20 protein-coding genes and 1 pseudogene are annotated in these 17,541 nt (G+C 64.1%); 19 read left to right on the forward strand and 2 right to left on the reverse strand.

Annotated elements, in window-relative coordinates; translation table 11 throughout:
* The 19 genes and pseudogenes from ACK4ZD_RS13625 to ACK4ZD_RS13715 form a co-directional block, all read left to right on the forward strand.
* Positions 1 to 703, forward strand: a pseudogene (locus ACK4ZD_RS13625) (DUF4815 domain-containing protein); the annotation flags it as partial.
* A 12-nt stretch (positions 704 to 715) separates the two neighbouring features.
* The gene (locus ACK4ZD_RS13630; RefSeq protein WP_409663153.1) at positions 716 to 922 is read left to right on the forward strand and encodes a hypothetical protein; all 207 of its coding nucleotides are present in this window, start codon (positions 716 to 718) and stop codon (positions 920 to 922) included.
* 12 nt (positions 923 to 934) lie between these two features.
* Complete coding sequence (locus tag ACK4ZD_RS13635) at positions 935 to 1,495, forward strand: hypothetical protein (protein WP_409663155.1); 561 nt, start codon at positions 935 to 937, stop codon at positions 1,493 to 1,495.
* A gap of 12 nt (positions 1,496 to 1,507) precedes the next feature.
* Positions 1,508 to 1,819, forward strand: coding sequence for a hypothetical protein (locus tag ACK4ZD_RS13640; RefSeq protein WP_409663158.1), 312 nt, complete (start codon positions 1,508 to 1,510; stop codon positions 1,817 to 1,819).
* Positions 1,820 to 1,839: 20 nt separating this feature from the next.
* Positions 1,840 to 3,060, forward strand: coding sequence for a hypothetical protein (locus ACK4ZD_RS13645; RefSeq protein WP_409663161.1), 1,221 nt, complete (start codon positions 1,840 to 1,842; stop codon positions 3,058 to 3,060).
* Positions 3,060 to 3,500 (forward strand): hypothetical protein, encoded by a 441-nt coding sequence (locus tag ACK4ZD_RS13650; RefSeq protein ID WP_409663164.1) that lies wholly within the window; start codon positions 3,060 to 3,062, stop codon positions 3,498 to 3,500. Before ACK4ZD_RS13645 ends, ACK4ZD_RS13650 begins: the two co-directional genes overlap by 1 nt.
* Positions 3,500 to 3,829 (forward strand): hypothetical protein, encoded by a 330-nt coding sequence (locus ACK4ZD_RS13655; RefSeq protein WP_347286768.1) that lies wholly within the window; start codon positions 3,500 to 3,502, stop codon positions 3,827 to 3,829. The genes ACK4ZD_RS13650 and ACK4ZD_RS13655 overlap by 1 nt, the downstream gene beginning before the upstream one ends.
* Before the next feature lie 70 nt (positions 3,830 to 3,899).
* Positions 3,900 to 5,396, forward strand: coding sequence for a phage tail sheath subtilisin-like domain-containing protein (locus ACK4ZD_RS13660; protein ID WP_347286769.1), 1,497 nt, complete (start codon positions 3,900 to 3,902; stop codon positions 5,394 to 5,396).
* Entirely contained in the window at positions 5,396 to 5,908 is a 513-nt protein-coding gene (locus ACK4ZD_RS13665) for a phage major tail tube protein (protein ID WP_347286770.1), read from the forward strand. The genes ACK4ZD_RS13660 and ACK4ZD_RS13665 overlap by 1 nt, the downstream gene beginning before the upstream one ends.
* Positions 5,909 to 5,930: 22 nt before the next feature.
* Positions 5,931 to 6,179 (forward strand): phage tail assembly protein, encoded by a 249-nt coding sequence (locus tag ACK4ZD_RS13670; RefSeq protein WP_347286771.1) that lies wholly within the window; start codon positions 5,931 to 5,933, stop codon positions 6,177 to 6,179.
* Between the two features lie 152 nt (positions 6,180 to 6,331).
* Entirely contained in the window at positions 6,332 to 9,469 is a 3,138-nt protein-coding gene (locus ACK4ZD_RS13675) for a phage tail tape measure protein (RefSeq protein ID WP_409663170.1), read from the forward strand.
* Positions 9,470 to 9,510: 41 nt separating this feature from the next.
* Complete coding sequence (locus ACK4ZD_RS13680) at positions 9,511 to 10,410, forward strand: phage tail protein (protein WP_409663173.1); 900 nt, start codon at positions 9,511 to 9,513, stop codon at positions 10,408 to 10,410.
* A complete protein-coding gene (locus tag ACK4ZD_RS13685) occupies positions 10,407 to 10,643 on the forward strand; it encodes a tail protein X (RefSeq protein ID WP_409663176.1) in 237 nt (78 codons plus the stop codon). Before ACK4ZD_RS13680 ends, ACK4ZD_RS13685 begins: the two co-directional genes overlap by 4 nt.
* A gap of 12 nt (positions 10,644 to 10,655) precedes the next feature.
* The gene (locus ACK4ZD_RS13690) at positions 10,656 to 11,729 is read left to right on the forward strand and encodes a phage late control D family protein (protein ID WP_409663178.1); all 1,074 of its coding nucleotides are present in this window, start codon (positions 10,656 to 10,658) and stop codon (positions 11,727 to 11,729) included.
* Between the two features lie 10 nt (positions 11,730 to 11,739).
* On the forward strand, positions 11,740 to 12,057 hold the full coding sequence (locus ACK4ZD_RS13695) for a phage holin family protein (protein WP_347286776.1): 318 nt from the start codon (positions 11,740 to 11,742) through the stop codon (positions 12,055 to 12,057).
* Positions 12,054 to 12,572 carry a glycoside hydrolase family 108 protein gene (locus ACK4ZD_RS13700; protein WP_347286777.1) on the forward strand — a complete coding sequence of 173 codons (519 nt, stop codon included), beginning with the start codon at positions 12,054 to 12,056 and terminating at the stop codon, positions 12,570 to 12,572. Before ACK4ZD_RS13695 ends, ACK4ZD_RS13700 begins: the two co-directional genes overlap by 4 nt.
* Positions 12,569 to 12,997 carry a 3TM-type holin gene (locus ACK4ZD_RS13705; protein ID WP_347286778.1) on the forward strand — a complete coding sequence of 143 codons (429 nt, stop codon included), beginning with the start codon at positions 12,569 to 12,571 and terminating at the stop codon, positions 12,995 to 12,997. The genes ACK4ZD_RS13700 and ACK4ZD_RS13705 overlap by 4 nt, the downstream gene beginning before the upstream one ends.
* A 151-nt stretch (positions 12,998 to 13,148) precedes the next feature.
* On the forward strand, positions 13,149 to 14,375 hold the full coding sequence (locus ACK4ZD_RS13710) for an MBL fold metallo-hydrolase (RefSeq protein ID WP_347286779.1): 1,227 nt from the start codon (positions 13,149 to 13,151) through the stop codon (positions 14,373 to 14,375).
* A gap of 60 nt (positions 14,376 to 14,435) precedes the next feature.
* The gene (locus ACK4ZD_RS13715; RefSeq protein ID WP_409663184.1) at positions 14,436 to 15,653 is read left to right on the forward strand and encodes a hypothetical protein; all 1,218 of its coding nucleotides are present in this window, start codon (positions 14,436 to 14,438) and stop codon (positions 15,651 to 15,653) included.
* A 74-nt stretch (positions 15,654 to 15,727) separates the two neighbouring features.
* Here the strand turns inward: ACK4ZD_RS13715 and ACK4ZD_RS13720 are convergent, their stop codons facing one another.
* Both ACK4ZD_RS13720 and ACK4ZD_RS13725 read right to left on the reverse strand, forming a co-directional pair.
* Entirely contained in the window at positions 15,728 to 16,351 is a 624-nt protein-coding gene (locus ACK4ZD_RS13720) for an NYN domain-containing protein (RefSeq protein ID WP_347286781.1), read from the reverse strand.
* Positions 16,352 to 16,465: 114 nt separating this feature from the next.
* Positions 16,466 to 17,541: tyrosine-type recombinase/integrase (locus tag ACK4ZD_RS13725; protein ID WP_409663188.1), on the reverse strand; the 1,076-nt coding region annotated here is incomplete at its 5' end.

A 17,541-nucleotide genomic window follows, 5' to 3' on the forward strand; every position in this document is an offset into this window, starting at 1 on the left:
CTGGGTGACGGCGCAGCCCTACCAGATCGGGGTACTGCTCTCGTCCTCCAACGGGATCACCTGGACACCGCACCAGACGCAAGACCTGACTTTCCGCCTGTTGGCCTGCCGGTTCACGCAGCAGTCCAAGACCGTGAGTTTGGGCCAGTACACGGTGACCAACCTGTCGGACGTAATGGCCCTTGCGGGCGTCGAGCGTCCGGCCGCCGGCACCGATGTGCAGTTCCTGGCGACCGATGCCCAGGGGCGGATCTACACCTTGTCGGAAGACCAGGGGTTGGCCTTGAGCGAGAAGCTCTCGGGCAACCTGGCCGTGTCGGCCAAGCTAACGGGCACGGAGACGGCCAGTCCGATCCTGTATCCGGGCACGCAGCTGGTGTTTGGGACGCTGGAAGCCGCTGGCGACTACCTCTCGCGGGCGATTCCGGCTGCTGCCACCTTCAATGTGTCGGTGACCTTCGATGCGCTGACGCCCGGCACCTCGAGTGTCACGGTGCAGGCGGAGTCCGGTACGTCGGGCAGTTTCCAGACGCTGTCCTTGTCGTCGGGCGTGGAGGTGGGCAACGGCTGGGTCGAGCGGACTTACAAGGCCAGCAGCCTCGTTGGCGTCGGTGCCGACCGCACCACGCGCGTGAAGCTGGCGTTGTCCGGCAATCCGCAGCACCGACCCTTCGTGCGGAATCTCCGCGTCATCGTCACCTGATGGGGATGAGCGATGACCCAGGAGCGCACGCCGCGCGGCTACCCGCTGCCGCACCCCGAGCACCTGCTGTCTGAAGACGTCCTCAACCTGCGTGAGGCCATCACCCGCATCGATGCGGATGTGGCCGCGCAGGAGGCGTCCACCCAGCAGGGGCAAGACCAACTCACCGAACGGCTGCACCGCCAGCAATTGCGGGTGTTTCACCAGTTCGGTTTTTAAGGAGCACACCCCATGGCCAAAGACCCCTTGCTGCGCGATGCGGTGCGCGCGATCAAAGCCAAGATCGAAACTGCCGCCGAGATCGCCACACCCGAAGAGCTGGCGTATCTCGGCACCGCCATCGACCGCATCGGTGGGCGCGCCACCGTCCTCGAGGTCGAGGAGATGGGTGACATCAAGATGGCGGAGATGTCGGCGCACGCGACCGCCGTAGAGACAGCGACGCTCGACACCATTGCCACGGCCGCTGATGTGGCCATTGCCAACGTCACGGCGGCCAAGACAGCGGCCGAGACTGCGATCACCGCCACCAAGACGGCAGCGGAATCCTCGATCACCCAGACCAAGAACGCGGCCCTGGCCGTGATGGCGCAGACCGAGACCAGCACGGTGGCCACCGTCAATGCGGCGGCCCAGACCGCGATCCAGCAAGCCGCCAGTAGCCGCGACCAGGCGATTGCTGCCACGCAAAGCGCGGCCGATCAGGCGGTAGCCACGGCGGCCGCCGCCGCCAACAGCGTCACCCAGCAACTGGTGCTGGGGCGCAAGACCTTCTTCTTGGCCCAACTCTAAGGAGCCCCCTCGATGTCCATTCTGGGAACGGCGCTGCCAGCCGCCAACACGCTGGCGACCCTTTATGAAGTGCCCACCGGCCGCCGCACGGTGGTCAATGTCGCCGCCTGCAACAAAGGCACGGCGGCTGCCAAGGTGCGTGTGGCGCTCACCGCCTCGGCCACACCGGCCGAGAGCGAATTCATTGAATTTGATGTGAGTCTGGCGGCGACCGAGGTGCTGGAGCGCACAGCGCTCTCGTTGGCCGCCGGTCAGAAGATCGTGGTGCAGGCCAGCGCCGCCACGGTCAGCTTCAACGCATGGGGCATCGAGGAGGTGGCGTAATGGGACGATTTCTGCGCAGCGTGAGTACCGACACGGTCGATCCACGCAAATACAAGAACTACCAGGAATACACCTCGGCAGGCAGTCACTCGTTCACGGTGCCGGCCGGCGTCTCGCGCATCCGCGCCATCGCGGTCGGTGGTGGCGGCGGCGGTGCCTGCTCCAAGGATACTTACTACGGCGGCAATGGTGGCGGTGGCGGCGGTTTTGCGATGGGTGAGTACGACGTCACCCCGGGTCAGGTGCTCGCCATCACGGTGGGCGCTGGCGGCGCAGGCGCCAGCAGCAACAACACCAAGGCCGGCAATGGCGGCACTTCCAGTGTTGGCAGCCTGTTGTCGGCCACCGGTGGTCAAGGCGCCGATGGCCACGGCAGCAGCTACAGCAGCGGTGGCGCCGGTGGGTCGGGCATCGGTGGCACGCTGTTTAACCGCACCGGCGGTACAGGCGGTCGTGGCAGCTACGGCTCCTGGGGCTCCGGCTCGGAGAACCACGGTGGTGGTGGCGGGGGTGCCGCTGGGTCCTGGCTCGGCAATGGCGGCAACGGTGGCAGCGTCGGTTTCCAATCCCACTACACCGCCGCTGGTGCCGGGGGCGGTGGCATTGGCGGCCCAGGGGGCAACACCACCCAGTGGTCGCAGCAGTCGTCCTCCAACTACGTCGCCATCTCGGGTGCCGGGGGTGGATCGGGCGGCGCAGGTGGTCACGGCACCGATTCCGGTCAGGTCTCGATCAGTTCCAGCAACGCGATGGGTTACGGCAACGGCGGCCCGGCCATCGATGGCAGCTTCGCCACCCCGCTGTGGGGGACGCACTACTCGACGGCCGGCATCGATCTGGCCGACTTCTCCAGTGCGGCCATTGTGGTCCCCAAGTTCTACACCGCCGTGCCCGGCTCGGGTGGACTGCTCACTGTCAAAGAGTATTCCTTTGCCACGCCACGTCTGCTGAACTGCAACGGCGGAGGGGCGGCCGGTGTTTGGGGCCAGTCCACCGCATTGATGGGCGGAACGGGTGGACCTGGCGGCGGAGGATCGGGCGGCTATTGCTACTCCTCGAACAACCCCTCACACGGAGGTGCAGGCGGCTTCCTGGGAGGCGGCGGTGGGGGTGGCGGGCGCTACGCCAACGGCGGCAATGGAGGCCACGGCGGTGGAGGAGGCGGCAACGGTAACTACTACGGCGGCCAGGGTGGCAACGGTGGCAATGGCGGTCCCGGTTACGTGGCCATTGAATGGTGATGAAGGAGGAACAAGCGATGCCCAAATGGATTCGACTCGACAACGACCGGGTGGTGGAGACCACCGACACCGACCCCAAGGGCCGGTTTCATCCGGACCTGAAATGGATAAAGGCGGCCACCAGCGTTGAAGAGGGAATGGTCAAGCAGGCCGATGGCAGCTATGCCTTTCCTGAACCTGCGCCAGAGAACGCCATCGCGGCCACGCCGACCCCGGCGACACCGCTGACCAAGCTCGCCTTCATGAACCGCTTCACGATGGAGGAATTGGCTGCCATCTACACCGCCGCCAAGACCGAGGTCATGGTCGAGGTATTCATGGACAAGCTCAAACTGGCCGAGTACGTCGATGTCACGGACCCGCAGACCGTTGCAGGTCTGCAGTCGCTGGCGGCGGCCGGGCTCTTGTCCGAGGCCCGCGTGCAGGAGATCCTGCGGTGATGGCCGCCTTGGCTCGTGTCCTCCAACAGCGGCTGTCGATGCTCGTGCTGTGGGGGCTGTGCCAGGTCGCAGCGGTGATCGCGTCAATCTGGATGCTGGCCGCTGCCCTGACCGGCAGTCGCCGCGCCTGGACCCTGGCGGTGGCTCACGACCAGCTGGCCAACGCCGCTTTCGGCGGGCACGAGGACGAGACGATCAGCAGCCGCGCAGGCCGCGCGCAGCGGCAGGGCAAGCGCTGGGCCTGCGTGCTGTGTCGGCTGCTGGATCGGCTCGATCCGAACCACTGCGAGAAGGCCATCGAGCCGGACGAGGGCAAGCCGCTGCGCTGAAACCTGCCTTCCTCATTCACCCCCGATTTATTCCGCCCATGGGCGGATTTTTTGTTTCTGGAGAACCGTTATGGCAGACCGATTCCTGCACGGAATTGAACTCATCGAGATCGAGGACGGCGGACGCACGGTGCGCACCGTCAAGTCCTCGGTCATTGGCCTGGTGGGGACCGCGCCCCATGCGTCCACCGCCCGTGCCGCCACCCTGACCCTTGGCCAAGGGGACGCGGCACTCACTTTCACCGCCAAGACCCCCGGTGCCCTGGGCAACACCCTGCGCGTACAGATCCGCGCCGCCACAGCACCCGAAGCGCCGCTGGCCGTGAGTCTGGACACCCGCAGCCCGGGCACCACCCTGATCGACGTGACCCTGGCCACGGGCCTCGACGGCGCCCGCATCAGTACCGCTGCTGAAGTCGCCCAAGCGCTGATGGCCGAACCGACGATTGCCGCACGGGTTACCGTGACCGCCGGCGAGGATGGCTCGGGGGTGGTGGCGGCCACCATCGGTTCGCGCGGCCTGGATGGCGGCATGGACGAGCCGTTTCCGTTCAATGTCCCAGTGCTGGTCAACAACCGGCGCCTGGCTGCCCACCTGGGGGAGGCCGGCACCTTGCCCCAGGCGATCCGCGCCATCCAGGACCAGGCCTCGCCCTTTGTCTACGTGGTGCGCGTCCCGGAAGGGGCAACACTGGATGAGACGATCAATGCCGTGATCGGCGGCCTCGATCCGGCAACAGGGCAACTGGCCGGCATTGCGGCGCTGCAGGAGACGCGCAGCGAGATGAAGTCGCGCATCCTGATCGCCCCAGGATTCAGCCAGCACAAGGCGGTGGCCGATGCACTGATCGCAGTGGCCCAGAAGACCCGGGGGATTGCGGTGATCGATGGGCCCAACACCAACGATGAGGCCGCCATCAACTACCGCGCCCAGTTTGGCAGTGACCGCGCCTATATCGTCGATCCCTGGCTGGTGGTACGCGCCCGCGATGGCTCGGAAGTGGTCGAGCCGCCTTCTGCCCGGGTGGCGGGGTTGATTGCCAAGTCCGATGCCGAGCGCGGCTTCTGGTTCAGTCCGTCTAACCAGGTGGTCACCGGCGTGCTGCGACCCGCCCGCCCCGTGTCCTGGGCGATCAACGATCCCAACACCCAGGCCAATTACCTCAACGAGTTCTCGGTGGCGACCTTCGTGTCCCACGACGGCATCCGCCTGTGGGGCAACCGCACCTGCGCGACCGACAGCCGCTGGACCTTCCTGTCGGTACGGCGCACCGCCGACATGATCAACGAGTCGCTGGTCAAAGCGCACCTGTGGGCGGTGGATCGCAACATCACCCGCACCTACGTCGAGGAAGTGACCGAGATGGTCAACGCCTACCTGCGCCAACTCAAAGCCCAAGGCGCAATCCTCGGTGGCAAGTGCTGGGCCGACCCCGAGCTCAACACCGCGCAGGCCATTGCCGATGGGCGGGTGTACTTCGACTTTGACTTCACCGCCCCGTACCCGGCCGAGCACATCGTGTTCCGCTCGCACCTGGTGGGCGACTACCTTGAGGAGATTCTGTAATGGCCATCGAACTACCCCACGTCTTGAAGAACATGAACCTCTTTGTCGATGGCCGGGGTTACGCCGGGCGGGTCGATGAGATCAAGCTGCCCAAACTCACCCTGAAGACCGAGGAGCATCGCGCCGGAGGCATGGACATCCCGGTCGAGCTCGAACTGGGCATGGACAAGCTCGAAGCCGAGCTCACCATTTCCGACTTCGATCCGGAGGTCTTCAAGCTCTTTGGGTTGCTGGATTCCACCCGCACGCAGATCACCCTGCGCGGGGCGATTCAGGCCCAGGGCACAGTGGCCCGGCCGGTGATCGTCAATCTCGCGGGGGGGTGCAAGGAGATCGAGGCCAGCGCCTGGAAGCCGGGTGACAAGAGCACGCTCACGCTACAGGTGGCGGCGCACTACTACAAGCTCACCATCGGTGACGAGGAGCTCGTCGAGATCGACGCCGTGAACCTCGTGCGCAAGGTCGGCGGGGTCGATCAGATGGCCGAGATTCGGGCGGCGATTGGCTTGTGATGAACGATAAGGAGAACATCGAATGAGCACTGCCGAACGCATCAAACTCAACTTCCCCATCGAGCACGACGGTCTGCCGATCAATGAGATCGCCTTGCGCCGCCCCACGGTGGGTGACCACCTGGCCGCGCAGAAGTCGGCTGGGACTGATGCTGAGCGCGAGATCCGGCTGATTGCCAACCTGGCCGAGCTGCCGCCAGCGGCCATCCACCAGCTCGATATGAAGGACTACGCCCAGTTGCAGAAGGTGCTGAGCGGTTTTTTGCAGTGAATCCGGGTGAGCTCTCCGCCCTCGTGGTGGAGCTCGCCCTCTACACCCATTGGCCTCGATCCGAGCTGCTCGCCATGGAGGTGAGTGAGTTGGTCGAGGCCTTGTCGATTGCGCGGCGCTTGTCTGCCGTGCCATCTTCCTGAGGTTTGCCCATGGCCACCGCACATCCTGTTCAGATCAGCATCGGTGCAACGCTGGCGGCTTCCCTTGGCTCTGCCGTGCGCAGTGCCCAGGCGCAGCTGAATCAGTTGGGCTCCACGATGGCCGAACTGGGTAACAAGCAGTCCGGCATCAAGCAGCTGGAGTCTTTGCGGCAGCAGGCGATTGAGGCTGGCAAGGCATGGCAAGAGGCGCAGGACAAGATCAGGCAGCTGCAGCAGGCCAAGGCCTCCGGGCAGTGGTCGACCAAGGGGCTGGATGCCGCTCGCGCCAGGGTGTCTGCGCTCGAGGCGAAAGCAGCCGATCCGGCATTATCCGAGGCCAAGCGCGCCCGCGCCGCCGCTGCGCTGGAGACTGCGCGTCAACGGCTCGCCGAGCAGGAGGCCAAGGCCGAGGCCCGCTATGCCCGGCAGCTCGATCACCTGGTCGAGAAGGCGGGCAAGGCCAAGACTGCCTACGAACAGATCAAGGCATCGGTGGCCAACCTGACCACCGAACTGCAAAAGTCCGGTGTCGCCACAAACAAACTCGCCAGCGAGCAGGCCCATCTCGGCTCCACGATGGAGACCTTGCGCGCCCGCACCGAAGCCCTGACCCGCGCGCAACAGGCCCAAGCCCGCAATCTGGAGCAGCGCAGCGCCTATCGCGCCCAGATGATGGATGCGGTGGCCTTGGGCGGCGCGCTCTACGGCCTGGTGCAACCGGCGGTCCAGTTCGAGTCGGTGATGGCCGATGTCAAGAAGGTGGTGAACTTCGACACGCCGGATCAGTTCGGGCAGATGTCGAAAGACGTCCTGGAGCTGTCCACCAGGATACCGATGGCGGCCGACGGCATCGGCGCAATCGTCGCCGCGGCTGGTCAGGCCGGCATCGCGCGCCATGAACTGGTGCGCTTTGCCGAGGACGCCGCCAAGATGGGCGTGGCCTTCGACTTGTCGGGGCAACAGGCCGGCGCGGCCATGACGGGCCTGCGCTCGATCTTCGGATCGACGCAAGACGAGGTGGTGAAGCTCGGGGACGCCATCAACCACCTGTCCAACAACATGGATGCCAAGGCGTCCGATCTTTTGAACATCGCCAACCGGTCGGGCTCGACGGCGAAGCTCATCGGCCTGTCCGGCGCACAGTTGAGTGCCTTGGGCGCGACCTTTCTGGCGCTCAAGACGCCCCCGGAGGTGGCGGCTACCGGCATCAACGCGCTGCTGATGAAGCTCGCCACCGCCGACAAGCAGAGCGAGAAATTCCAGCAGGCATTGGCGCAGCTGGGCCTGAGCGCGAAAGAGCTGAAGAAGGACATCGCGCGGGATGCCCAAGGCACGCTCATCAACTTCTTGGAAGCCGTCAAGGGCGCGCCAGATGTCATGGGCACGCTCTCCGACCTGTTTGGCGCGGAGTACTCCGACGACATCGCCAAGCTGGTCGGCTCGCTGGACACCTACCGGCAGGCTATCGGCCTGGTGGCCGATGAGACCGCCTACGCCGGCTCGATGCAAAAGGAATACGAGGCGCGCGCAGCCACCACGGCCAACAACCTGCAGCTGCTCAAAAACCAGATATCCCGCCTTGGCATCACCATCGGCAACGCGCTGCTGCCGCCCCTGAACAGCCTCTTGGGCGCGCTGATGGCCCCCATCGGGGCCTTGGCGCAGCTGGCCGAGCGGTTCCCCGTCGTCACTCAAGTGGTGGTGGGGACTATCGGCGCGGTGCTCGCGCTGAAGGTGGCGACGATTGCGCTGGGTTACGCCTGGACCTTTGTGAAGGGGCCGATCCTCGGTGCGCAGGTGGCGTTTCAGTCGGTCCGCGCGGGGCTGGCCCTGCTGCAAGCGCAGGCAGCAGCAACCGGGGCCAGCGCGGGCATCCTGTCGCTGGCCTGGGCACGCATCAAGATGGGCGCGCTTGGCTTGATCACGCCGATCAAGTCGGCTGCGCTGGCCTTCTGGTCGATGCTCCCTGCCATCGGCGCGACCACGACTGCCCTGCTTGCCAACCCGATCACCTGGATCGTTGCCGGCATTGGGGTGGCGGTTGCCGGTCTGGCACTGGTGATCCGCAAATATTGGGACCCTATTGCAGCCTATGTGGGTGGCGTGTTCCAAGGCATTCGCGCCGCAGTGCAGCCAGCGATCACCAGCTTGACCACGGCGCTGGCGCCACTGGCACCCATCGGCCAGGCGGTGGCGTCGGTGTTCGGTTTCATCGCCGATGGCGTGAGCCGGGTGGTCGGCTGGATCGGTCAGCTGCTCGCGCCCGTGACGCTCTCCAAGGATGAATTCGACAGCCTCTCGGCATCGGGCCAGTCCCTGGGGACGGTGATCGGCAGCGTATTGAGCGCGGCGTTTACGGCGCTGACCTTCCCGATCCGTGCCGTGGGCACGCTGGTGGGCTGGGTGATGGAGGGCTTTCGGTGGCTGGTGTCGTTCTCGCCGCTGGCTGCACTGCAAGCTGCCTGGCAACCTCTCTCGGGCTTCTTCGGCGGCCTGTGGGCCAGCGTGGTGAGTGGCGCGCAGTCGGCCTGGCAGCAACTGACCGCAGCGCTGGGTTCTTTCGCACCCTTGCAGGCACTGCAGTCGGTGATCGGTTCGATGCTGACAGCGTTGCGTGATCTGCCCGGCCAGTTCATGAGTCTGGGAAGCAGCTTGCTGCAAGGCCTCGCCCAAGGCGTGCGCAATGCCGCAGAGCAAGCCGTCGCCGCCGTTGGGGAAGTCGCCGCCAGGGTGCGTGACCGCTTCAAAGCGATGCTGGGCATCCACAGCCCGTCGCGGGTGTTCGCCACGCTGGGCAGCGCGCTGTCGCTCGGCCTGGCGCAAGGGGTGGCTGCGGCCGGGCCGGCAGTGGTGAGTGAAGTCGGGCGACTGACCCAATCGCTGCAGGCCGTGCCGTTGTCGCTGGCCAACCCTGACGTGGTATCGCCAGCACAGGGTCTGCGGCTGCCCTCGCCGGATCGGCCTTCGATGGGCTTGGCCGTGGCACCGCACACGCCCGGTGCGCCCTCGATCCACTTCGCCCCGCAGATCACCATCCACGCGCCCCCGGGCAGCGACCCACAGGCCCTGGCCGATCTGCTCGACAGTCGGCTGCGCAGCCTGATCCGGGACGCCTTGCGCGGCTCCAGTGCCGCGTTGCACGACTGATCGTCTGTCCTGAGTTCCATTTCCTGTTGCGGAGGTTCGCCATGGCCGAACGCGTGATGTTGGCCTTGGGGCCGTTTCGTTTCGAGATGGGGCAGGCGACCTACCAGAGTCTGGCCATGAGCCAGTCCTGGCGCTGGCCGGAACAGGCCCGTATCGGGCGCGAACCCGCGCTGCAGTTCACTGGCCGCGAGCCCGCCGAGATCCGGCTGCAGGGCGTGCTGTTTCCGGGGTTCGACGCCGGCTTGGCTCAAGTCGAGGAAATGCGCGAACTGGCTGATCGGGGCGAGCCGCTGCAACTGGTCGACGGCCTGGGCCGGGTGTGGGGCGCGTGGGTGATCGTCGAAGTGGGCGACACCCGCAGCGTGCTGATGGACGACGGCCAGCCGCGCCGGGTGGGGTTTGAAGTGAAGCTCAAGGCCTACGGCGAGGACGAGACCGTCACCGATTACTCGGGCGGATGGAGTCCATTCGCCGTGTTGTCGGTCGTCGATTCGGTACTTACCGACCCCATCGGCGCGATTGATGACCTGCTCGGATCGTTGCCCGGTTTGCTGGAAGAAACGGGCACCGCCAGTGAAGTCACTTCCGTGGCCTCGGTCCATACCGCCCTGAAGGAACTGCTCTCGAGCTTCGGTTCCAGCCTCAATGGCCTGCACAGCCAGCTGATGTCGGCGGGGCTGACGATCCAGGCCATTGATCCGCTGGTCCAGCAGGTGATCACGGCGGCCAATGCACCGCTGAGTTCATCTGCTGCGCTGGACGCGCAGATCACCGCCTTGCTCACCGCCATCAAAGCGCTGTGGACCACCGCCAGTCAGATCCAGGCGCGCACTGATCCGGCGCGCTACAGCCAGCAACACAGCGAGATCGCCGGCGAGCTCGTTGCCTTGCTGGAAAAAACCCGCACCGCCTTGGTCTGGCTGCAGGAGGCCTTGCCATGAGCCGCAAGAAGTTCGACACCCAGGTGGTTACCGCCCGCGAAGGCGAGATGCTCGATGCGCTGGTCTGGCGGCACTACGGCCGCCTCGATGTGCTGCCACTGGTCATCGAGGCCAACCGCCAACTGGCACGGCTGCCCGTCACGCAGATGCTGCGTTTGCCTGCGGGCACGCCCGTCTTTCTACCCGCGCTCAACGACCAGCCCGTGCTGCCGCTGGTGCGGATCTGGTCGTAGAGGAGACACACGATGCAACCCACCTTCCTGATCCTCGCCGACCGTACCGACATCACCCGCGCCGTGGCCGACCGGTTGCTGGAGTTGGTGGTCACCGACGAAGCTGGCCTGTCCTCCGACACCCTGCGCCTGACGCTGGATGATCGACGCCGGGCCGATGGGGCGATTGCGCAACTGCCCAAGATTGGCACGGTGCTCGAAGTCTCGCTCTCCTACGCTGGCCGATCCTGGGTGGCGATGGGCAAGTTCATCGTCGATGAGATCGAGATCCGCTCGCCTCCAGCGACGCTGTCGGTCTCGGCCAAGGCGGCCGACATGGTCGGGCCGTTTCGCAGTCCCAAGACACGCTCCTGGGATGCGACGACGCTCGGGGCAGTGGTCGAGACCATCGCCGGTGAGCACGGCTACACGCCGAAGGTCGATCCTGAGCTTGGCGCGATCCCCATCCCGCATCTGGACCAGACCGAGGAGTCGGATATGGCGCTGCTCACGCGCCTGGCCATGAAGCACGATGCCGTGGCCAAGCCCGTCGCCGGTTTCCTGGTACTCGCCCGCCAGGGCGCGGCCAAGACCATCACCGGTCAGACACTGCCGACGCTGCGGCTGGAACCTGAGCAGCTCGCCCAGTGGCGCTACCAGCACAGTGCCCGCAAGCCGGCTGGCACCGGTAGCGCCCAGGGGGAAAACGCCCAATCCCCGCCGCAGGTCAGCACCGGCGGCACCAAGGCGTACTGGTGGGACTTCGAGAAAGGCGAACGCCGGGAAGTGACCACCGGCCAGCCACCCTTCGAGGAAATCCGCTACGTCCATGCCACCGAAGCGGAAGCGAAGGCCGCAGCGGCCACCCGCAAGAACACCGGCGAGCGGGGACAAGGCGAACTGTCGTTCAGCCTGCCGGGCGATCCCAGGCTGGCTGCAGAAGGCCGGCTGTCCATCAATCTGCGCCCCGGCATCCCCACGGACTGGCGCATCAAGCGCGTCGAGCACCACCTCAGTGCCCAGGGCTACACGACGCAGGTCGAGTGCGAGCGCTTCAGCGCGTCGCCCGTGCCAGTGACCGACGCCGCCACCGAACCGAACGCATAAGGAGGCCACCGTGCCCGAAAAAGATCCTTCGACCTACGGCCTGATCACCTACCTGTGGGTGACGGGCCTGGCTGCCTGGGGTGGCCTGGTGAGTTTTTATCGCAAGGTCAAGTCCGGCGAGACCCGCGTCTTCAACGTGGTTGAACTCATCGGCGAGATCGCCACCTCGGCCTTCGCAGGCCTCATCACCTTCTGGCTGTGCGAGGCCGCACAGATCGATCCCCTGGTCACGGCAGCACTGGTGGGCGTCTCGGGCCACATGGGTGGCCGGGCGCTGTACCAGTTTGAGCGCTGGGCGCAGACGCGTCTGGGCAAGGAGCGGCCATGAACCCCATCGACACCATCCTCGACGAGATCATCCGCCGTGAGGGCGGCTACGTGAATCATCCGGCTGACCGAGGTGGGCCGACGAACTTCGGCATCACCGCGCAGACGCTGGGCAACTGGCGCCAGCTCGGCCGCCCCGCCACCGCTGCCGAAGTGCAGGCGCTGACGGAAACCGAAGCCCGTGCCATCTACCGCCAGCAGTACATCACCGGCCCCGGGTTCGAAGCCATCACGCATCCGGCGCTGCTGCATCTGCTGGTGGATGCGGCGGTGCATTCTGGGCCGAAGCGGGCGGTGCAGTGGCTGCAGACGGCGCTCGGTGTCACGGCCGACGGCGTCATCGGTCCCAAGACCCGCGCCGCACTGGCTGCCGCCGACCAAGGTGTGCTCTACGGCAAGGTGCTGGGTCAGCGCTTGCGCCATCTCGGTCGGCTGATCACCAACGACCCCAAGCAGTCGGCCTTTGCCGCTGGCTGGATGAACCGGATGGCTGAATTCGTGGAGGGCACGGTATGAGTGCGATCCTCACCACCTTGGCGCCGGGGCTGCTCGAAGCGGGCATCCGACTGATCGACCGCCTGGTGCCGGACCCGGCCGAGCGCGAAAAAGCCAAGCTCGCCTTACTGCAAGCCGAAGGGCAGCTGGCCCTGCAGGAGATGCAGACCAGCCTCTCGGCGATCCTGGCTGAGGCCAACTCGCAGGACCCCTGGACCAGCCGGGCACGGCCGACGTTCCTGTACGTGATCTACGGCGTGATCCTGCTGTGCGTGATGGGCGCCATCATCGGCATCTGGTGGCCAACGCACGTCTTCCAGGCGGCGGAGAACCTGAACAAGCTGCTTGGCGCGGTGCCCGAGAGCCTGTGGTGGCTGTTCGGTGCTGGCTACCTGGGCTACACCGGGGCGAGGAGCTTCGACAAGTGGCGTGGGTCGGCACGCTGACCGGTGCTGCCCGGCACGACAACCTGAAACGACGATCCCCCGATCCCACTGCCTTCACGGGTGGTGGGGTCGGGGGATTTTTTGTTGCCGGAGTAAACTTTTCCTGCGCTGATTTGAATACTACATATTGCGACGACGTCCTGGAGGGGGAATGAGGGTTTGTATTCACCGAGGTACCAAGCAAATTGGCGGCAGCTGCATTGAGCTTGCGCACGAGGGCGTGCGCATTCTTCTGGATGTGGGCCTGCCCTTGGATGGCGAGTTTGGTGACACATCTCTGCTCCCCCCTGTCACGCAAGGGATTGCCGCCGTCATCGTTTCACACCCGCACGTTGACCATTACGGGCTGCTGCATCACTTGCCACCGGGCACACCGGTTTGTATCGGCGCAGCAGCGCGGCGCATCATTCAGGCGGCTGCGCCCTTCACCGGTCAGCCTTTGCCGCCCTTGGACGGCTTTGATCTCCAGCACCGTACCCCGCTCCAGATCGGACCGTTTCGGGTTACGCCGTATCTGGTCGATCACTCCGCCTACGATGCCTACGGACTCTTGGTAGAGGCGGGTGACAAGCGACTGTTCTACAGCGGGGATTTTCGTGGACACGGACGCAAGGGGCGACTGTTCGAGGGTTTCTTGCAGCACCCACCATCGAATATCGATGTGTTGCTGATGGAAGGCACGACCCTGTCACGGCTTGAAGAAGACGATGCGTTCCCTTCGGAAGCAGCGCTGGAGAAGCAGTTGCTCGAGCAAATCCGGGCAACATCCGGGCTGGTCATGGTCTATGCCTCTGCACAGAATATTGACCGGGTCGTCACGCTGTACCGCGCCTGCAAGCAGGCAGGTCGCACCCTGGTCATTGATCTCTATACGGCGGCCATCCTCGAAGCAACGGGCAATGACAGTATTCCCCAGTCTTTCTGGCCGGGCGTGGTGCTTTTTACCCCGGAGCGGCAGCGCCGGCAAATTGTCAGGCTGCAAGCCTTTGATCTGCTCAAACGCCATGCGAGACAGCGGGTGTATCGGGAAGGCCTGCAGCAGTTGGCGGCCAATGCGGTCTTGCTGTTTCGCCCATTGCACATGGAGGATCTGGTGGCCGCAGACGTGCTGGACGGCGCGCGATTCATCTACTCGCAGTGGTCGGGTTACCTGGCTGACGAGGCCAGCCAGAAATGGCTGCATTGGCTGCAAGAGGCTGGCATTGAAATGCACCAGATCCATACGTCCGGACACGCCAGCCCCAGTGACCTGCAACGGTTTGCGCGCGCCTTGAACCCGGCGCGCCTCGTTCCGATTCACAGCTTCTCACCGGAAAAATACCCGCAGCAATTTGACAACGTCGAGTTTCGCCAAGACGGCGAATGGTGGGACGTGTGAGCACAGGTTTTCTCACTGACAGCGAGGCAGAAAAGCATGAGTAATTCGCAGAACAGCCAGATGAACAAGAGTTTTCTGAGCCACTTGATGGCCCATTTACTCGAAGGCAGCCAGATTCCGAAGGTGCAGGTCGAGCGTTCGGTCGGGCCGGTGCTGGGGTTCTTCCTGGCGGAGGTGCTGACGGCAACGCTGAAAGATGATGGGGCGTTGAGCGGGCGTTACCGGATGCTCTGCCCCGAGTTTCCACTCGCCAAAGGAAACAGCCTGCAGTCGACCAATATCGACTTCCTGCTCTACAACGAAGATCGGCAGGCCCTGGTTTTTCTGGAGCTCAAGACCGCAGGCAGCAGTTTTTCAACTCAGCAAGTCGACACTTATCTTGAAAATAAATCCAAGATCAGGGTGGACAGTGCTGCCTATCTGGTAAGCGACCTGGAACGCATCAAGGCATCCTCGACTGAGCCGCAGAAATACGCCGCAGTTCAGCAAATGCTGGAGACACGTTTCCCTGGCGGCATGGGCGCCATGGCGCAGTGTCGCGAACTGTATGTGATTTATCTGGTGCCAGCACAATTGAAGGAGCGTGATGGGCTCCTGTTGAAACGTGTGGATAAGGCTTTGTCGTTTGGAGAGCTTGCGATGGATATTGACGGTCCGTTCGCCGAGGAGTGGGCGACGATTGGTCAGGCCCTGCAGCAACTCGACAACAACGTAAAACCGAACCCGTCCTCGATCATTTCAGACAGTGGCCACCTCAACTATCAAGACCGTGTGGATTTTGATGGGATCAAGGCGCTGTGCAGTGAGCGCGGCGCGCAGATCGTGGTGGGTTTCGCGGGCGGAGAAGCTGCGTTGAGGCAGAGCGATCTGAAGCAACTACGGCAGCGCGCATTCAAGTGGGATGTCGCTGAGGGTGGCCAGGGCCACAAACAGGCGCTCAACTGGGTCGCTGGCAACCGGTTCATCGATATTGTCCTCAGCCTTGAAGCCGCCTGCACAGGCTTGAATGAGCCCTCTGCGCCGGCCAGAATTGCTGCTCAGATCCCAAAGGAAGACCTCGAGGTCGGCGCGTGGTACAGTGGAAAAGGCCGCAATGGCGACGTAGGACTTTGGGATGGTGAGGACTTCCTGGTGCTTGGCTTGGAAGGCAAGAAAGTCGGTCCTGATCGCTCTGACTGGGAAAACGAGTACCGTATCAAGCGCGAACCCTACGGCACCGTGGATGAGGGCTGCTTCCAGCCATTTGCCAAGCTTGTTCCTGCTCATCACTCGGCATAGAAAGCCACGAAGATCCCCCGATCTCACTGCCTTCACAGGTGGTGGGGTCGGGGGATTTTTGCGTTTGGGCGTGGCTACCAGCCGCTTGGCTTGGTGAATGTACCGTGCTGGTCCGTGATCTGATCAGGAAATTGCGCAGCCCCAAGTGCGCCCGAGCGAATCTGCTTGATGAAGTCAATGTGGGGCAGGATGGCGCGACTGGGGTTTTTCTGCGGATTTAGGACACCGACTTTCTTGCCCATGTCCGCGCGCACGATCTTGATCGGGGCCAGCAAATCAGAATCATTGGAGATGACCACCGCAACGTCGAATCGGTTGTGGTGAGCATCGTTGAGCAGATGCGTTGCAAGGTTCACGTCGGAACCCTTCTCTTCGGTCTTGATGACTTCGACGTATTCCTGCGGCTGGCCAGGAGGCACGACTTTGGGCATCCAAACGTTATGCGTCAGATAGTGGCCGAGCACGATCTCTGTCGTGGGCAAAGTACGCAGTGCGCGCAGATAAGTCTGTTGACGTACAGGCTGATCAGGATCATTTGGGCGAGCCGATACCAGCGCTGTGAAATACTTGACTGCCCGAATGTCGTTCTTCGGCAGCAGTAGCTCGCAGAGCTTCTGAATGTTCAACCAACGATATGGGGTCCGCCTCAAGCACCCGTAGTACAGATTGAACGCATCGACGTAGACGATAGTACGCATCAGTACCCACAAAAAAGCAGGGGCCACCCGAAGGTAGCCCCGCGCCCAGCCACCGAGGCGACTGGGGAGATGTGCGACTAGTATAACCGACAACTCGTCCGGTTTGCCAGTATTTTACGCTGTGGCCACCACCGCAGCCTGACTCACCACCACCGGCCGCCGCCCCACGACATTCCCCACCACATTGACCGCCTCCAGCATCGCCTGCGGCGACAGGTGTGCATAGCGCATCGTCACCTTCGGATCGTGGTGGCCGAGGAGCTTCTGCACTTCGTAGAGCGACCGCCCGGCATTGACCAGGAAACTCGCATAGCTGTGGCGCAGGTCGTGCAGCCGCACCTCGCCCAAGCCCACCTTCTTCCTGATCGAGTCCCAGGCGTAAAAGATCGACACCGGCGGCTTCTTGGTCTTCGGATTGAAGAACACATACGGGATATCGTCGCGGCGCGGCAGCGACTGCAACAACGCGATGGCGGCATCCGACAGCGGGATGTGGCGCGGCTTCTTCGATTTCGACCGCGCCGCCGGCACCGTCAGCATCCGCCGGTTGAAATCAATCTCGTCCCACCGGGCATCCAGGATCTCCCGCTTCCTCGCCCCGGTGTAGAGCAGCAACCGGATCACCTGGCCCACCTGCACATTGCGGTTGGTGTCGAGCTCATCAAACAGTCGTTGCACCTCCTCGGTCGTCAGGTAACGCTCCCGCGCCCCGTGATCCTCAAAGGGCTCCACGCCATCGCAGGGGTTGCTCTTGGGCGGCAAGATGTCCCAGCGGATCGCGCAGTTGTAGATGAACTTCATCAGCACGATCATCCGGTTGCAGGTGCCAGCCGCGTAGCCCTTCTCGAACACCGCGTGGTGGAACGCCACCACATCGGAGCGGGTGATCCGGTTCATCCGGAAATCGGCAAACACCGGCAGCAGGTGATTGCGCAGCATCGTCTCGTCCGTCTCCCAGCTGCGCTTGCGGGTCTTGGCGTAGGGCAGATACCGCTCGGCCACGAAATCCCCAAAGGTCGGCACATCCTTGAACCGGTGGCTCTCCACCTTGGGGTCGCCACCCTCGGTCACCATCTGCTTCATCTTGTGCGCCTTGGCCCGGGCGTCCGACACCGAAATCTCATCGGCCCGGCCAATCCGGTTCAGTCGCACCTTGCCGGCCGCATCGCGGTAGCGGAAGTAGAAGGTCG

The organism is Caldimonas sp. (genome assembly GCF_046291045.1).
Classification (GTDB): domain Bacteria; phylum Pseudomonadota; class Gammaproteobacteria; order Burkholderiales; family Burkholderiaceae_C; genus Caldimonas.

Bases quoted from the DNA above. Each gene is read 5' to 3' on its own strand.
- ACK4ZD_RS13630 (WP_409663153.1), top strand. From the start codon at position 716: ATGACCCAGGAGCGCACGCCGCGCGGCTACCCGCTGCCGCACCCCGAG.
- ACK4ZD_RS13635 (WP_409663155.1), top strand. From the start codon at position 935: ATGGCCAAAGACCCCTTGCTGCGCGATGCGGTGCGCGCGATCAAAGCC.
- ACK4ZD_RS13640 (WP_409663158.1), top strand. From the start codon at position 1,508: ATGTCCATTCTGGGAACGGCGCTGCCAGCCGCCAACACGCTGGCGACC.
- ACK4ZD_RS13650 (WP_409663164.1), top strand. From the start codon at position 3,060: ATGAAGGAGGAACAAGCGATGCCCAAATGGATTCGACTCGACAACGAC.
- ACK4ZD_RS13655 (WP_347286768.1), top strand. From the start codon at position 3,500: ATGGCCGCCTTGGCTCGTGTCCTCCAACAGCGGCTGTCGATGCTCGTG.
- ACK4ZD_RS13660 (WP_347286769.1), top strand. From the start codon at position 3,900: ATGGCAGACCGATTCCTGCACGGAATTGAACTCATCGAGATCGAGGAC.
- ACK4ZD_RS13665 (WP_347286770.1), top strand. From the start codon at position 5,396: ATGGCCATCGAACTACCCCACGTCTTGAAGAACATGAACCTCTTTGTC.
- ACK4ZD_RS13670 (WP_347286771.1), top strand. From the start codon at position 5,931: ATGAGCACTGCCGAACGCATCAAACTCAACTTCCCCATCGAGCACGAC.
- ACK4ZD_RS13675 (WP_409663170.1), top strand. From the start codon at position 6,332: ATGGCCACCGCACATCCTGTTCAGATCAGCATCGGTGCAACGCTGGCG.
- ACK4ZD_RS13680 (WP_409663173.1), top strand. From the start codon at position 9,511: ATGGCCGAACGCGTGATGTTGGCCTTGGGGCCGTTTCGTTTCGAGATG.
- ACK4ZD_RS13685 (WP_409663176.1), top strand. From the start codon at position 10,407: ATGAGCCGCAAGAAGTTCGACACCCAGGTGGTTACCGCCCGCGAAGGC.
- ACK4ZD_RS13690 (WP_409663178.1), top strand. From the start codon at position 10,656: ATGCAACCCACCTTCCTGATCCTCGCCGACCGTACCGACATCACCCGC.
- ACK4ZD_RS13700 (WP_347286777.1), top strand. From the start codon at position 12,054: ATGAACCCCATCGACACCATCCTCGACGAGATCATCCGCCGTGAGGGC.
- ACK4ZD_RS13705 (WP_347286778.1), top strand. From the start codon at position 12,569: ATGAGTGCGATCCTCACCACCTTGGCGCCGGGGCTGCTCGAAGCGGGC.
- ACK4ZD_RS13710 (WP_347286779.1), top strand. From the start codon at position 13,149: ATGAGGGTTTGTATTCACCGAGGTACCAAGCAAATTGGCGGCAGCTGC.
- ACK4ZD_RS13715 (WP_409663184.1), top strand. From the start codon at position 14,436: ATGAACAAGAGTTTTCTGAGCCACTTGATGGCCCATTTACTCGAAGGC.
- ACK4ZD_RS13720 (WP_347286781.1), bottom strand. From the start codon at position 16,351: ATGCGTACTATCGTCTACGTCGATGCGTTCAATCTGTACTACGGGTGC.